This is a genomic window from Alsobacter soli (genome assembly GCF_003004785.1).
GTDB lineage: Bacteria > Pseudomonadota > Alphaproteobacteria > Rhizobiales > Beijerinckiaceae > Alsobacter > Alsobacter soli.
This window is the reverse complement of sequence record NZ_PVZS01000006.1, coordinates 1-13,576: the sequence shown is the minus strand read 5'-3', so window position 1 is coordinate 13,576 and position 13,576 is coordinate 1. Positions and strand designations below refer to the sequence as shown.

Sequence of the window (13,576 nt, the reverse complement as noted above, 5' to 3'; positions counted from 1 at the left end):
GGCGGCCGCGGGATGCGACCTGTCGCCCGCGTGACCAAAGCCACGCGGGATCAAACCGGCCCAGGGGCCGGGCGACGATCTCAGGCTTGCGGTGGTCTGGGCGGTGGCGAGGGCGCCTGCGTCTCCGGCGTCGCGTCATCTACCGGGAGGAACGCCATGGCGAGGTCGATGCGGGCCCGCACCGCGCTAACAGGCAGGACGCCTTGGATAAGCTTGGCGAAGCACAAGGTCGCGAGCGGACAGGCCTTCCGGCAATCTGCATCCGCGGGCTTCGCAGGCGGACAGCACGGCATATCTACCGTCGCTGTGGCACCGTCATTGGACGTGTTGTCCGACGCTGCGCCGGGCATCTCCTTGGCCATGCCGCCGGCTCCCGCCGGCGCGGTGAACGGCGCAAGCACGACGCTGACAATCGCAATGATTGATAGCAGGCGTGTGATGGCGAGCCAAAGTCTCATGCGGCGGCACCCTCTCACACCAGGGCCGGGTTGGGAAGTCCGGGCGCGTCACGAGCGCGAGAGTGTCCGAGGCGGCATGCGACCACGATGGCCGCGCATGGGTCCGAGATGCCGCGGACCAGAACCTCACCATCGCTGGGCTCGGCGCGGCCCGGCGGTATCTGCACTGATGGCCATGGCGCGGCCGCCGTGGGAAGCGGATCGCGTTGGCGGGGCGTCACGCCGCTGTCATGAGGCGCATCTAGGAAAGGCTTGCGCCGTCCTAGCGGATAGTGCACCTGTAAGTCTCAACCTCTCTTGAGATCATGATAGATGCTGGAACGTGACGCCGTCCCCGCCTTTGCGGCGCTCGCCCAGGAAACCCGGCTACAGATCGTGCGCCTGCTGGTGAAGGCCGGCCCGGACGGCATGGCCGCCGGCGCGTTGGGCGAGGCTGTGGGGGCCACGTCCTCGCGCCTGTCCTTCCACCTCAAGGAGCTGGAGCACGCGGGCCTCGTCACGTCGCGCCGCCAGTCCCGCTCGATCATCTACAGCGCCTCGTTTTCCGGCCTGGGCGAGGTCCTCCGCTTCCTGACGGAGGACTGTTGCCAGGGTCATCCCGAAGTCTGCAGCCCGGCGCTGGCCGGGCTCGCCCGCTGCTGCCCGGAGCCCGCCGATGCCTGACAAGGTGTTCAACGTCCTGTTCCTCTGCACGGGCAACAGCGCCCGCTCGATCCTGGCCGAGGGCATCCTGCGCAAGGACGGGGAGGGGCGCTTCCAAGCCTTCTCGGCGGGGAGCCAGCCCAAGGGCGCGGTGAACCCGCTGGCGCCCAAGGTCCTCGGCAACTTCGGCTACCCTGCCGAGGGCTACCGGTCGAAGAGCTGGGACGAGTTCGCCGTCCCCGGCGCCCCGGTCATGGACTTCGTCTTCACCGTCTGCGACAGCGCCGCCGGCGAGGCCTGCCCGGTGTGGCCGGGCCAGCCGGTGACCGCCCATTGGGGGATCGAGGACCCCGCCGCCGTCGAGGGGACCGCCGCCGAGAAGGAGCGCGCCTTCGTCGAGGCCTTCCGGCTGATGCGCAACCGGATCTCCGCCTTCCTGGCGCTGCCGATGGCCAAGCTCGACGCCGCCTCGCTGCGCAACCGGGTCCGCGAGATCGGCGCCGCCGAGGGCGCCTCCGCCGGCGCGCGCCAATCCAAGCTCACCGTCTGAGGCCGGCATGTCGATCTTCGAACGCTACCTGACCCTCTGGGTCGCCCTGTGCATCGTCGTCGGCGTGGCGCTCGGCCACGCCTTTCCGGCCGTCTTCCATGCGGTGGGCGCCATGGAGGTCGCCAAGGTCAACGTCCCCGTGGCGGTGCTGATTTGGCTCATGATCGTCCCCATGCTGGTGAAGATCGATTTCGCCTCGCTGGGCCAGGTGCGCGAGCACTGGCGTGGCATCGGCGTCACCCTGTTCATCAACTGGGCCGTGAAGCCGTTCTCCATGGCGCTGCTCGGGTGGCTCTTCGTCGGCTACCTGTTCCGGCCCTACCTGCCTGCGGACCAGATCAGCTCCTATATCGCCGGCCTGATCATCCTCGCCGCCGCGCCGTGCACCGCCATGGTGTTCGTGTGGAGCCACCTGACCAAGGGCGAGCCCCACTTCACCCTGTCGCAGGTGGCGCTCAACGACGTGATCATGGTGGTCGCCTTCGCGCCCATCGTCGGCCTGCTGCTCGGGCTCTCAGCGATCACCGTGCCGTGGGACACGCTGGCGATCTCCGTCGTGCTCTACATCGTCGTGCCGGTGATCTTCGCGCAGGTGCTGCGCCGCAGCCTCCTGTCCCAGGGCGAGGCGGCGCTCGCCGGCCTGCTGCGGACCCTGCAGCCGCTGTCGCTCGTCGCCCTGCTCGCTACTCTGGTGCTGCTGTTCGGATTTCAGGGCGAGCAGATCCTGGCTCAGCCGGCGGTGATCGCCATGCTGGCCGTCCCGATCCTGATCCAGGTCTACCTGAACTCCGGGCTGGCCTACCTGCTGAACCGGATCGCCGGCGAGCAGCACTGCGTCGCGGGCCCCTCCGCCCTGATCGGCGCCAGCAACTTCTTCGAACTCGCCGTGGCGGCCGCCATCAGCCTGTTCGGGTTCAACTCTGGCGCGGCGCTGGCGACCGTGGTGGGCGTCCTCATCGAGGTCCCGGTCATGCTGTCCGTGGTCTGGATCGTGAACCGGTCCAAGGACTGGTACGAGCGCGGCGCCGGCGAAACCCCGACCAAGCCCGTGGAGGCCAAGCCGTGACCGTCACCATCTACCACAACCCCGCCTGCGGGACGTCCCGCAACACCTTGGCCATGATCCGGCAGAGCGGCGAGGAGCCGGTCGTCATCGAGTACCTGAAGACGCCGCCAAGCCGCGAGCGCCTGATCGAGCTCATCGCCAAGATAGGTATCACCCCGCGCCAGCTGCTGCGCGAGAAGGGGACCCCCTACGGCGAGCTCGGGCTGGCGGACCCGAAGTGGACGGACGACCAGCTGATCGACTTCATGATGATGCACCCGATCCTGATCAACCGGCCCATCGTGGAGACGCCGAAGGGCGCGCGGCTGTGCCGCCCCTCCGAAGCTGTGCTGGAGATCCTGCCGAACCCGGACATTGGCCGGTACGTGAAGGAGGACGGCGACGTCGTCGAGAGCGGCTCACCCCGTGCTTGAGGACCTCCCGAACGTCGCGGCGGAGGCGTTCAGCCCCGTCGACCAAGCCGCGCTGCGGCGTGAGGCTCCGAGCCACCCGCCGCGCATCCTGCTGCTCTACGGATCGGTGAGGCAGCGCTCCTACAGCCGGTTTCTGACGCATGAGGCGGCCCGGCTGCTTGAAGCCTACGGGGCCGAGACGCGGATCTTCGACCCGAGCGGCCTGCCGCTGCCGGATGACGCCCCCGCCGATCACCCCAAGGTGCGCGAGCTTCGGGACCTGTCGGCTTGGTCCGAGGGCCAGGTCTGGTGCAGCCCGGAGCGGCACGGCGCCATCACGGGAATTATGAAGGCGCAGATCGACTGGATCCCGCTGTCCATCGGCGCCGTCCGGCCCACTCAGGGCAAGACGCTGGCCGTCATGCAGGTCAGCGGAGGCTCGCAGTCCTTCAACGCCGTGAACCAGCTGCGCGTGCTCGGGCGCTGGATGAGGATGATCACGATTCCGAACCAGTCCTCGGTTGCCAAGGCCTACGAGCAGTTCGACGAGGCGGGCCGGATGCTGCCTTCCTCCTACTACGACCGGGTCGTCGACGTGATGGAAGAACTGATGAAGTTCACGCTCCTGACCCGCGGCGTGTCGGATTACCTGACCAGCCGCTACAGCGAGCGGAAGGAGGCGGCCGAGAAGCTGGCCCAGCGCACCGGCCTGGGGCGGATCTAGGCACATCCTCCGAAGCGGTGAAAGGCCAGCTCCATCCCGGCCGGCACATGCGCGACGGCGGCCGGGATCTCGGCCAGGCCGTCCGCCAGGACGAGAGGCATCAGGCGGGCGGATCCGCCGCGGCCGAGGATCTCCAGGCCCTTCCCGCCGTCAGGACGGGTCACGACGCGAGCAGGCGCGAACTCGGTCCGGCCCGGCCTGCGCTGGTGGGCGACGGCGCAGGTCAGCGGTTCGCCCCGTGGCCGCTCGAAGTCGAACCCGCGCAGGCGGCCGAGGACCGCGCTGCCCAGCATGAGCCACGACACCAGCGCGGCGACCGGGTTGCCCGGCAGCCCGAGGTAGGCGGCTTCGCCCATCCGGCCCACCACGGCTGGCTTGCCCGGCTTCAAGGCGATGCGCAGGACTTCGCCATGACCACCGGCTCGTTTGAGGGCCGCAAAGGAGTGGTCCTCCTCGCTAACGGAGGCCCCGCCGGTCGTCACGACGAGCTGGCATGTCGCCGCGAGGTCCTGCATCCGCGCGGCGAGCGCGTCGGCCTCGTCGTCCACCCATCCCCCGTCAACCACCTCCGCCCCGGCATGGGCGGCCAGCGTCGCAAGCATCGGCCTGTTGCTGTCGTAGATCTGCGCGGCCTCCAGCTCGCGTCCCGGCTGGACGAGCTCTCGGCCGGTCGAGATCACGCCGACCCGGATGCGCTGCTGGATCCTGACGAGCGCGTGGCCCTGGCTCGCGATCAGGGCGACGTGACGTGCGTCCAGCCTCTGTCCCGCGCTCAGGAGAAGCTCTCCAGGCTGAATGTCTTCGCCTTGCCGACGGATGTTGTCGCCCGGCATGAGCGCCCGCCGAAGCACGATGTGATCCCCGTCGCGAAGGACGTGCTCCTGCATCACGACCGCGTCGGCGCCCGCGGGCAACGAGGCCCCGGTGAAGATCCTCGCGCAGGTGCCGGGAGAAATAGGTGTCGCCACGGATCCGGCCGGTGTCCTGGACGTCACCTGCAGCCTTGAGCCGGCCTCAAGCGGCTCCCCGTTGGTGAAGGCCGCGTAGCCGTCCATGGCGGAGTTGTCGAACGGCGGTTGCGCATGCCTCGCCCTCAGGTCGGCGGCGAGCACACGTCCCGCGGCGCAGACGAGCGGCGCGACCTCGGTCGCCAACCCGGAGCCGGCGTAAGAGGCAGCGCGCTCGCGCGCCTCGTCGATCCCGATCAGCCCGCGCTCTTGCGCCAGCACCTCGGGCGGCATCGCTTGGAAGTTCATGGGCGCCCCCTCTGCAGAAGCAGCCCGGGCGGCGGTTGGCCGCCCGGGCGAGGCCCGGGATCAAGCGGGCGGCGTGTATTCCTTGGACTTGAAGGAGTAGCCTCGCAGCGCCTCGGGCGCGTCCGCGAGTTTCCGGATGTTGCCCCAGGTTTGCTTGTAGTTGGGGATGATGAACTCGTTCACTCCCGCGGACACCACGTTGCCCTGCACGCCAGACGGGAAACCGAACAGCATGAAGGTCTGCTTCCGCCGGGCCCGGTCTGTCGGGTACGCCATGGCCTGGGTCGAGCCGTTGTCGTTGTAGACCTCGACGAGGTCTCCCGGCTTGAGGCCGAGCTCAGCCATGTCGTCAGGGTGCATCTCGATGAACGGCCAGGGGTTGCGGTCGACCACGAAGTCGTTCTGCTGATCCAGGTACGCGCTCTGCCAGACGTGGTTCGTCCGCCCGTTGTTGATGAGGAAGGCGAACTTTTTCGACTCCTCCTCCTTTCCGGCGGCCTGGAGCCCGCGCCACTTGGTCTCCATGAAGACGGCCTTGCCGTCCTTGGTGTTGAACTTGCCGTCGGCGTAAAGGCGCTTGGTGCCGACGATCCGCTCGGAGCCGGCCACCACGCCTGCGGCCGAACCTCCCGGCTGGGGGGACGCGAGCAGGACCGGCTCCTTGCCCCTGGCGCCCTGGATGGCGGGACCCTGGAGGACGACGCCGGCCGTCTGCCCGGTGGTCGTGCCGCCTGCCGCCGGCGGTCCGCCCTCCAGGCCGATGGCCGGCTCCTGGAAGCCGTTCGTCCCCATCGCCCGGAGCCGGGCGTAGGTGACGAACTCGCCGCCTTTCTCATGCTGGTGGTAGCCGTCCATGAAGGCGTCTTCCTCGGTCTTCCAGTCGAAGCCCTTGAAGCGGTCGGCCACCTCGTTCTTGCCCTGCTCGCGGAAGACCCGCTCCAGGTTGTTCGCGATCCGGGCCGCGATGAGGCAGTCCGGCATGGCCCGCCCGGGCGGATCCATGTAGCGCTCCGTGAGCCTCATGCGGCGCTCGCCGTTCATGGAGGTGAGGTTCATCTCGCCCGAGGTCGCGGCGGGCAGCCACACGTGGGCGGCCTGGCCGATCTGGGTCGGGATGATGTCGACGTCGACCGAGAACAGACCGCCCTTGCGGATGGCGTCCATGATGGCGGCCACCATCGCCGGCCGGTCGCCCCAGGGCACGGCCGACATGGCGTCCTTCACCATGTCCGTCCGGCGCTTGTACGCCTGCTTGAACTTCAGGGCGTTGAGAGTGGTCTTGTAATGGTCGCAGCCCCAGATGTGGTGCACGCCGCCCTTGCCGCCGATCAGCAGCTGGTCGACGTAGGGGGCCGGGCGCCCGACATGCGCGTCGGACGGCCTGGAGTACCCCTCCTGGTGGCCGCCGAGCCGGACGCAGCCGCCGCCGGGCCGGCCGATGTTGCCGGTGGCCAGCGCCACGTTCACCAGGGCGCCGTTGGTGCGGTAATTGTCGTTGCCCCAGATCAGCCCCTTCTCGTAGGCGAACATGGTGCGACGACGCGCGCCGCCCTCCTTGGGCTGGGCGATCCACTCAGCCGACTGACGGATCTCGTCGACGCTCAGACCCGTAATCCTGGCGGCCTCCTCCAGCGTCGTCCGGTTGCCCGTCAGCGCCTGGTCGAAGTTGCCGGTGGAGGTCTGAATGAACGCCTTGTCCGTCCAGCCCTTGTCCGCGATGTAGGTCAGCCATGCGTTGAACAGAGCGAGGTCGGTGCCCGAGTTGATCGCGAGGTGCATCACCCGGTCCTTGCCCACCTCGATCTCGCATGCGTTCACGGTCACGGTGCGGCGGGGGTCAACGATGATGACCCTGGCCGGGGCGTGCGCTTCGTTCGGAAGCTGCTCCTTTTTCTTGTCCATGGAGATGCCGCGCAGGTTGGGCACCCAGTGGTTCAGGAAGTAGTTCGTCTGCGTCTCAAGGCTGTTGGCGCCGACCGCCACGATGGTGTCGGCCAGCTCGGCGTCCTCGTAGCAGTTGTTGAGTTCGCCGACGCCCATGTCGCGGGTGGCGTGCACCTCGGAGTTGTAGGCGGGTCGGTTGTGGATGCGGATGTTCTTCACCTTCATGGCGGTGAAGTAGAGCTTCCCGGTGCCCCAGGTGTTCTCGTAGCCGCCGCCGGCGCCGCCGTGGTCGAAGGCCGAGACGAAGAGACCGTCCTCGCCCTGCTCATTGATCACCGCGGCCGTGACCCGCGCCACGAGGTCGAGGGCGTCCTCCCAGGACGTCGGCTGCATCTGACCGTAGCGCCAGACCATCGGGTCGGTGAGGCGCTGCAGCTCCGTGTTGCGCACGGGCGAGTAGGTCATTTCGGCCATCCGGGCGCCCCGGATCGATCCCAGGCCCGAGTTCACGACGCAGCCCGGGTCGGGCTTGATGACGAGGTGGACGTCTTTGCCGTTCTGCCGGACGACGTTGTACATCGACGGCGAGTACCAGGCCTCCGTCTCGGCCCCCTGCTGCTTGGACAGGTCAGTGTTGAACTTGTTGCCGCCGGGCTCGGTCGTGCCCTGCTGGTCCATGTCCCAGGTGTAGGCTTTGTAGCCGCAGCCCACGATGCAGTAGTGGCAGGTGACGTTGTGCTCCTTGGCGTTGGCCGGGATGATCGGGAGCCGGTCGGTTTGACGCTTGTAAGCCATGACGACCTCCTCACAGCACGTTCGAAAGGCGGCCGTAGAGGAGCTCGTCCAGCCCCTCCGCGAACACGTCGCCGTTGGCGTCCACCCGCAGCGAATACTGCGGCAGGTTCTGGGTCGCGTGACCCCACGTCTCCTGGCCGCCGGCCTCGCAGTCGAACACCGAGTAGTGGCCGGAGCAGTTCAGCGTGCGCCGCTCATGGTTGTAGTGGAGGGGGAAGCCCTTGTGCGGGCACATGGTGGTGAAGCCGACCACGTCCCGGTCCGGGCCTACGCCGCCGGGGACGGCCTTGCCGAGCTTGATGATCACCCCCGGCGCGTCAGCGTCGGGATAAGTCACCGCGATGGGCTCGTTCTCCTTCAGGTCCTTGATGTTGACCAAGCGCGCGGAGGGATAGGTGACGCGGGCGGGGGCTGTGGCTGCGCGAGCCGGCGCCTGCGGAACCATGGTGGTTGCGGCCGCGCCAGCGGCCGCCAGGCCGGCGCCGGACAGGAAGCGTCGACGGCCGACGTCGACGAGCAGATCGCATCTCTTCATAGGCGTACTCCCCCGCTGTGTGTTGTTTTGGCGGGATGGAGCTACGCAGGGGACATGCCAGGAGGCGCGTTGGTCTAAACAGCTGACATCGCGAAGGTAAATTGGACGCGGTTGTGGGGGCGTTAGGATTTCCGAACGTCGCTCTGGCGAGCGTGTCAGGCATTCCGAACATCCTCCTCAGCCATCGATCCCGTACTTGCGCATCTTCTCCCACAAAGTCGTGCGCGAGACGCCGAGCCGGCTGGCGGCGGCGCCCAGCACGCCCCCTGCTTCCTGGATGGCCTGCTGGATGAGCCGCTTCTCCGCCGCGTTGCGGCCCTCCTCCAAGGTCGCCGCGGGCCGCTCCGGAACATGGGCGTTTTCGGGGAACAGGTCGCCGGGCAGGACCCAGGGGCCGAGGGCCATGCCGGCCGCCCGCTCCATGCGGTTGCGGAGCTCGCGCACGTTGCCCGGCCACCCATGTCCGCAAAGGGCGGTAACGGCGTTGGCGCTGAGCCCCAGCAGCTCTGTATCAGCCTCCCGCGAGAACTCCTGGAAAAAGCGCTCCGCGAGCCACTCGATGTCGTCGGGCCGGTCGCGCAGGGGAGGGACCTGCAGGGCGAGGACGTTGATCCGGTACAGGAGGTCCTCGCGGAAGGCGCCAGTCCGGACGCGGGCGGAGAGGTCGGCGTTCGTTGCGCACACCAGGCGGGCCTGGATCCTGACGGGCTCCTCGCCGCCGACACGGTGGAACACGCGATCCTCGATCAGCCGGAGTAGCTTGGCCTGAAGCTTGGGCTCTAGTTCGCTGATCTCGTCCAGGAACAACGTGCCCTTGCCGGCGCGCTCGGCGTAACCGCGGTGGCGCGCCTGCGCGCCCGTGAACGCCCCACGTTCATGTCCGAACAGCTCGCTCTCCAGCAGATCCTTCGGGATAGCCGCGCAGTTCACGGCCATGAAGGGGTGGCCGCCCCGTGAGAGATCGTGGAGGAAGCGGGCGCACACCTCTTTGCCCGCGCCGGTCTCACCCTGGAGCAGGACGGGCGCGGACAGCCTGGCGAACCTCCTGAGCAGGCGCTCGGTTTCCGCCATCCGAGCGGAAACCCCGAGAACCGGCTCATCAGGTGGCGTCCTCGCGCGGATAAGCTGCTCCACGCGCGCCAGGAAGGCCGAGGTCTCGAACGGCTTCGTCACGTAGTCGCCTGCGCCGTTCTTCATCAGGCGAACCGCCTGGTCGATGTCGCCAAAGCCGGTCATGAAGATGAAGGGCGGGGCGTCGGGCACGGCGCTCGAGGCCGCATAGATGTCCTCGCCGGTCCCGTCCGGAAGACGTATGTCGCAGAGCACGATGTCGGGAGCCTGCTCGGCGATCCCGGCCGCCGCCGCCCGGCACGTCGAGAACCAGTGCACTTTGGCCCCGTCCAGGGTGAGGCGGTCCACAAGCGACTCGCCCATGATCGGATCGTCTTCGACGAGCGCGATTGTCCGGCCTTCAAGCGACATCGGCGAGAACCTCCGAAGGCAACGGGACGACGACGCGGATCAGGGTTCCGCCGCTGGGACTGGGGTGGACGGTCGCCGAGCCTCCCAAGTCCGTCAGCAGCCGCTGCACGATCAACAGCCCCAGCCCTCGTTCCCTTGGAACGAAGTTCGCCTGGCTCTCAAGGATGCTCCGCAGGCGGTCCGGTGGGCCAGGGCCGTCGTCGTCGACCACGGCGACGAACTGGCCTTCGTCGACATCGGCCGAGAACCGGATCTCGCCACCGAAGCGTGTCGCCTCGCAGGCGTTCAGTAGCAGGTTCAGCAGAACCTGACGGACAGGCGACGCTCCGAGCGGCAAGGGAGCATAGGCCCCATTGGTCCAAGCCAAGGCGATGTCCTTGCGCCTAATCTCCGGCGCGACGAGCAGCCTCAGGTCGTCGACATCCTCCCGGTGGAGCAGCCGGGGCGCCTCGTCCGCCCTGTACGTGACGAGCGCGGCCCGAACCACGTCACGGATGCCGCGCAGCCCCCGCTCTATGAGATCCAGTGTCTTGGCCCTGACGTCGGAGCGCTCGCCGTGCTGGCGCAGGGTGTCCAGTGCGTTGAACAGCCCGCCAAGGGGGTTATTGATCTCGTGCGCCATGCCGGAGGCGAGCCGGCCGAGGCTCGCCAGCCGCTCGTCTTCCGCCATCCGCTGCGACCACTCCTCGCGCTCGCGGACCGCCACGGCCATGTCGTTGTACGAGGCGTAGAGACGCTTGAACTCCTTGAGAGCACGCTCGATCACGGAAGCTGGGATCGGCTCGACCCCGCGGTCGGCACCCGCCTGCAGATGGCCGGCCAACACACCGACCGGGCGCATCATGCGCCGCACCACCAGGAAGGCGACGCCCGCCAGGACGCTGGTAAGCGCGAGATTGGTCCCGATCAGGGTGATCAACACCGAGCGCCGCTCCGCCAGGAGCGGGGCGGTGTCGAACACAGCGTGGATCGAGCCCACGACCTGCCCGCCGGTCGAGAGGTCGACCCGCGCCACGGCTTCGGATTCCTGGTCACGCGGCTCGATGGCGGGGGTGGCGGCGCCCTGGTGAAGGAAGCGGGAAGGCAGTTCGGACCAGGACGGTACGGCTTTCGGGTCCGACGAGGCGATGACGCGCCCCGCGGTGTTGGCCACCACCGTGAGCACAGGCTTCAGTCCGGCATTGGTCTGACGGGCGCGGTCCAAGATATCGAACGTCTCCCAGACATCCTCCCGCACGACCGGGCTCGCCAGCGCCGACGACAGACCGTCGAGATACACCGTCGCCAGGTCGCCGAGGTGCCGCGCCTGGGTCTCCTCAAGGCGCACCAACACCCGCTCCGACACGAACGCGGCCACAACGGCCATGAACACGGTCACCACGACCGGAAGCTTGATCGCGAGCGGGATGGAGCGCTCGGTCATCCCGCAGCTCCCCGCACCACAGCGACTTCCTGTGCGATGCCGTCGAAAAGGGAAGGGGGCTCGATGCTGAACGCATCCAGGCGCAACATGGACAGCACAGCGCGACCCTGATCGGTGTCCCGCATGCCGACGAGGGCGGACTGAAGGGCAGCCGTGCGCGGCTCCCTGGCCGAGGAGGCCGCGCAGGCCACGGGTGGAAAGCCAAGCAGGTCGGATCGCGCGACCACACGGGTCTGTCCGACGAGGTCGGCGTCGGTCTCCCGCATGACCTCGTAGACGTAGCCGTCCACGCTGCCGCTTTGAGCCAAGCCCGACGCCACCGCGCGGATCACGTTGCGATGGCCCCAGGTGTAGATTGACTGGGAGAAGAAGGTGTCGGGCGCCTGGTTGCGCCGCGCCAGCGCCGTCGCCGTCACCAGCCAGCCCGAGTTGCTGTCCGGATCGGAAAAGGCGTGGACGTCGCCCCTGAGGTCGTCGATGGAGTTCGCCGGGCGGTCTCGACCGGTGATCAGGTACGACCGGTAGAGCGGCTTCCCTTGCCATACCGGCACCGCGACGAGGGCGAGCTGCGGCCTGTAGACCACATAGGGAAACCCGCAGATCCAGGCCGCGTCGATCTGGCCCGACAGCAGCAGCGCCGTTATCTCCTGGTACGTGCGCCGGGTGATCAGGCGCACCGGGAAGCCGGTCGATTTCTCCAGATAGGCCTTCAGGCGCGCGAGCAGTTCCAGGTCGGAGGTGAGGAACACGGGCGTGAGCCCGAACCGAAGTTCAGACGAGGCCGAGCGCGCCTGGCTTGAGCCGCCGAGCACAGCCGCGGCGGTCCACGCCAGGACCTGGCGGCGGTCGACCTTGTCGAACAATCGCCCCTCCCTCCCGTACAGATGGCCGAGGTTACGCGCTTCACCACGTGGAGCAAGGCCACGCTTGGGCGAGCCCGCGGAGCGGGGGGCCACCTCAAGCACGGTCTGGAGCTGGGCCACGGACACAGCCTCGCGGCTAGGGCGGCGCGCGGCGCCCCCGCAGGAGCTCGTTCTGCTCTCGGAGGAGCGCGATGATGGTCTCGTTCTGCGCCTGCAACTTCGGCAGGATCGACATGACCAGCTTGGGCGGCGCGTTCTCGGGCAGGCTCGCCATCATGCGCTCCATGTGATCGAGCATGTGCCTCGCCAGCCAGCCTTGCCTTGGCGCGCCCGGGCCTTGGCGGCCCGACTGCGACAGGTTCCAGGCGATCACGCCAGCCGCTCCCGCCAGTGCAGCGACGACCAGTCGGTCCATGCCGGCCTCCTTCTCCACGGCTGCCAGAGCGGAAAGGGCGCCGTTCTCAGTGCGCCAAAGCTACCGCCTCGGGTCGACGTCGAGATGATGCGGCTCAATTCCTTTGGTCGGCGGCTCGGCTTCGGGCCGAGATCCTATAGCTGCGAACGGTCCCGCAGCGCCTGTCAGCCTGGCTGGAGTTCAACACCGTGCCCGGCCGCCACGGCCAGTGGAAGGTCGTGGCGGCCCAGATCGGCGTCAGCCACGAGGCGCTGTACCGCGAACTCGCGAGGCGGCGCGCGGTCGATCAGAGGGGCGTGGCGCCCCTGTAGCGCGCGAACACCTTCGGGCTCCCGCCGCCGAACAGGACCACCGCGTAGGCGTCCGCCGCCGCGCCCCGGACCTCCATGCCGGGCGAGCCGACGGGCATGCCCGGAACCGCGAGCCCCTTGCCGGCAGGGTGCTCGGCCAGGAGGCGCTTGACCGCGTCAGCCGGCACGTGGCCCTCGACGACGTAGGCTTCGACCAGGGCGGTGTGGCAGGAGGCGAGGTCCTCCGGCACCCCGAGGCGCCGCTTCACCGCCTCCATGTCCTGCGCCTCCGTGACGTCGACCTGGAAACCTGCGCGCCGCATGTGCGCCACCCAGCCCGCGCAGCACGAGCAGGACGGATCCTTGCTCACCGCGACCTTGGGCAGGGCCTGGGCCCGCGCGGGCACGGCGGCGAGGGCCAGCGGGGCGGCCAGCATCATCAGGGCGGCGCGCCGGTCGGGATGTGTGGTCATCGTCTCCGTTCCATGTTCGTGCGCCCGGCAGGCGCGATTCCAATCACTATACGGCAGTATTTAGGGCTGCGGACGGAGCGCTGGGCGGGCCGTCGCGCGCCCGGCGCACTGCATGTCACCGTCGAACGAGCCGGTTGTAGACTGGCACGAACAGAAGCGTCGCTAGCCACGCGCCGGCGATGCTGCCCAGCACGCCCTCGACGAAGGTCCGGCCGACGTTGTCCGGGTCGCTGGCGAACAGGCGGACCCAGCCGTGCGCCAGCCCCGCGGTCGGCCACACCAGGGCCGCGAGCTCGCATAACACGAACAGGCCGACCAGGGTCGCGGT

16 protein-coding genes are annotated in these 13,576 nt (G+C 68.6%); 6 read left to right on the top strand and 10 right to left on the bottom strand.

Annotation, left to right across the window (positions count from 1 at the left end; genetic code table 11):
- Positions 1-80: 80 nt before the first annotated feature.
- Positions 81-458 (bottom strand): hypothetical protein, encoded by a 378-nt coding sequence (locus SLNSH_RS06630; RefSeq protein WP_106335896.1) that lies wholly within the window; start codon positions 456-458, stop codon positions 81-83.
- A gap of 312 nt (positions 459-770) precedes the next feature.
- On the opposite strand from SLNSH_RS06630, the gene SLNSH_RS06625 reads away from it, so the two are divergent.
- From SLNSH_RS06625 to arsH, 5 genes are read left to right on the top strand one after another with little or no spacing between them, the layout of a single operon-like run.
- On the top strand, positions 771-1,121 hold the full coding sequence (locus SLNSH_RS06625; RefSeq protein ID WP_106335895.1) for an ArsR/SmtB family transcription factor: 351 nt from the start codon (positions 771-773) through the stop codon (positions 1,119-1,121).
- Entirely contained in the window at positions 1,114-1,650 is a 537-nt protein-coding gene (locus SLNSH_RS06620; protein WP_106335894.1) for an arsenate reductase ArsC, read from the top strand. The genes SLNSH_RS06625 and SLNSH_RS06620 overlap by 8 nt, the downstream gene beginning before the upstream one ends.
- Before the next feature lie 7 nt (positions 1,651-1,657).
- Positions 1,658-2,716: an ACR3 family arsenite efflux transporter gene (arsB, locus tag SLNSH_RS06615; RefSeq protein ID WP_106335893.1), complete on the top strand. Its 1,059-nt coding sequence runs from the start codon at positions 1,658-1,660 to the stop codon at positions 2,714-2,716.
- The gene (gene arsC, locus SLNSH_RS06610; RefSeq protein ID WP_106335892.1) at positions 2,713-3,129 is read left to right on the top strand and encodes an arsenate reductase (glutaredoxin); all 417 of its coding nucleotides are present in this window, start codon (positions 2,713-2,715) and stop codon (positions 3,127-3,129) included. The genes arsB and arsC overlap by 4 nt, the downstream gene beginning before the upstream one ends.
- On the top strand, positions 3,122-3,832 hold the full coding sequence (gene arsH / locus SLNSH_RS06605) for an arsenical resistance protein ArsH (protein ID WP_106335891.1): 711 nt from the start codon (positions 3,122-3,124) through the stop codon (positions 3,830-3,832). The genes arsC and arsH overlap by 8 nt, the downstream gene beginning before the upstream one ends.
- Here the strand turns inward: arsH and SLNSH_RS06600 are convergent.
- From SLNSH_RS06600 to SLNSH_RS06570, 7 genes are all read right to left on the bottom strand, one after another.
- On the bottom strand, positions 3,829-5,088 hold the full coding sequence (locus tag SLNSH_RS06600; protein WP_106335890.1) for a molybdopterin molybdotransferase MoeA: 1,260 nt from the start codon (positions 5,086-5,088) through the stop codon (positions 3,829-3,831). The genes arsH and SLNSH_RS06600 overlap by 4 nt on opposite strands.
- A gap of 60 nt (positions 5,089-5,148) precedes the next feature.
- On the bottom strand, positions 5,149-7,767 hold the full coding sequence (locus SLNSH_RS06595; RefSeq protein ID WP_106335889.1) for an arsenate reductase (azurin) large subunit: 2,619 nt from the start codon (positions 7,765-7,767) through the stop codon (positions 5,149-5,151).
- A 10-nt stretch (positions 7,768-7,777) separates the two neighbouring features.
- A complete protein-coding gene (locus SLNSH_RS06590) occupies positions 7,778-8,302 on the bottom strand; it encodes an arsenate reductase (azurin) small subunit (protein WP_106335888.1) in 525 nt (174 codons plus the stop codon).
- 177 nt (positions 8,303-8,479) lie between these two features.
- Entirely contained in the window at positions 8,480-9,784 is a 1,305-nt protein-coding gene (locus SLNSH_RS06585) for a sigma-54-dependent transcriptional regulator (RefSeq protein ID WP_106335887.1), read from the bottom strand.
- Entirely contained in the window at positions 9,774-11,207 is a 1,434-nt protein-coding gene (locus SLNSH_RS06580) for a sensor histidine kinase (RefSeq protein ID WP_106335886.1), read from the bottom strand. The genes SLNSH_RS06585 and SLNSH_RS06580 overlap by 11 nt, the downstream gene beginning before the upstream one ends.
- The gene (locus tag SLNSH_RS06575; protein WP_245422110.1) at positions 11,204-12,070 is read right to left on the bottom strand and encodes a substrate-binding domain-containing protein; all 867 of its coding nucleotides are present in this window, start codon (positions 12,068-12,070) and stop codon (positions 11,204-11,206) included. The genes SLNSH_RS06580 and SLNSH_RS06575 overlap by 4 nt, the downstream gene beginning before the upstream one ends.
- 136 nt (positions 12,071-12,206) lie before the next feature.
- Positions 12,207-12,485 (bottom strand): hypothetical protein, encoded by a 279-nt coding sequence (locus SLNSH_RS06570; RefSeq protein WP_146140205.1) that lies wholly within the window; start codon positions 12,483-12,485, stop codon positions 12,207-12,209.
- A gap of 188 nt (positions 12,486-12,673) precedes the next feature.
- On the opposite strand from SLNSH_RS06570, the gene SLNSH_RS25560 reads away from it, so the two are divergent.
- Positions 12,674-12,796, top strand: a complete 123-nt coding sequence (locus SLNSH_RS25560) for a hypothetical protein (RefSeq protein WP_280954458.1) — start codon at positions 12,674-12,676, stop codon at positions 12,794-12,796.
- Here SLNSH_RS25560 and SLNSH_RS06565 read toward each other — a convergent pair.
- Both SLNSH_RS06565 and SLNSH_RS24845 read right to left on the bottom strand, forming a co-directional pair.
- Positions 12,772-13,248 (bottom strand): DUF411 domain-containing protein, encoded by a 477-nt coding sequence (locus SLNSH_RS06565; RefSeq protein ID WP_106335884.1) that lies wholly within the window; start codon positions 13,246-13,248, stop codon positions 12,772-12,774. The genes SLNSH_RS25560 and SLNSH_RS06565 overlap by 25 nt on opposite strands.
- Before the next feature lie 115 nt (positions 13,249-13,363).
- Positions 13,364-13,576, bottom strand: a 213-nt coding sequence (locus tag SLNSH_RS24845; protein WP_158266703.1) for a hypothetical protein, incomplete at its 5' end; no start/stop codon positions are given.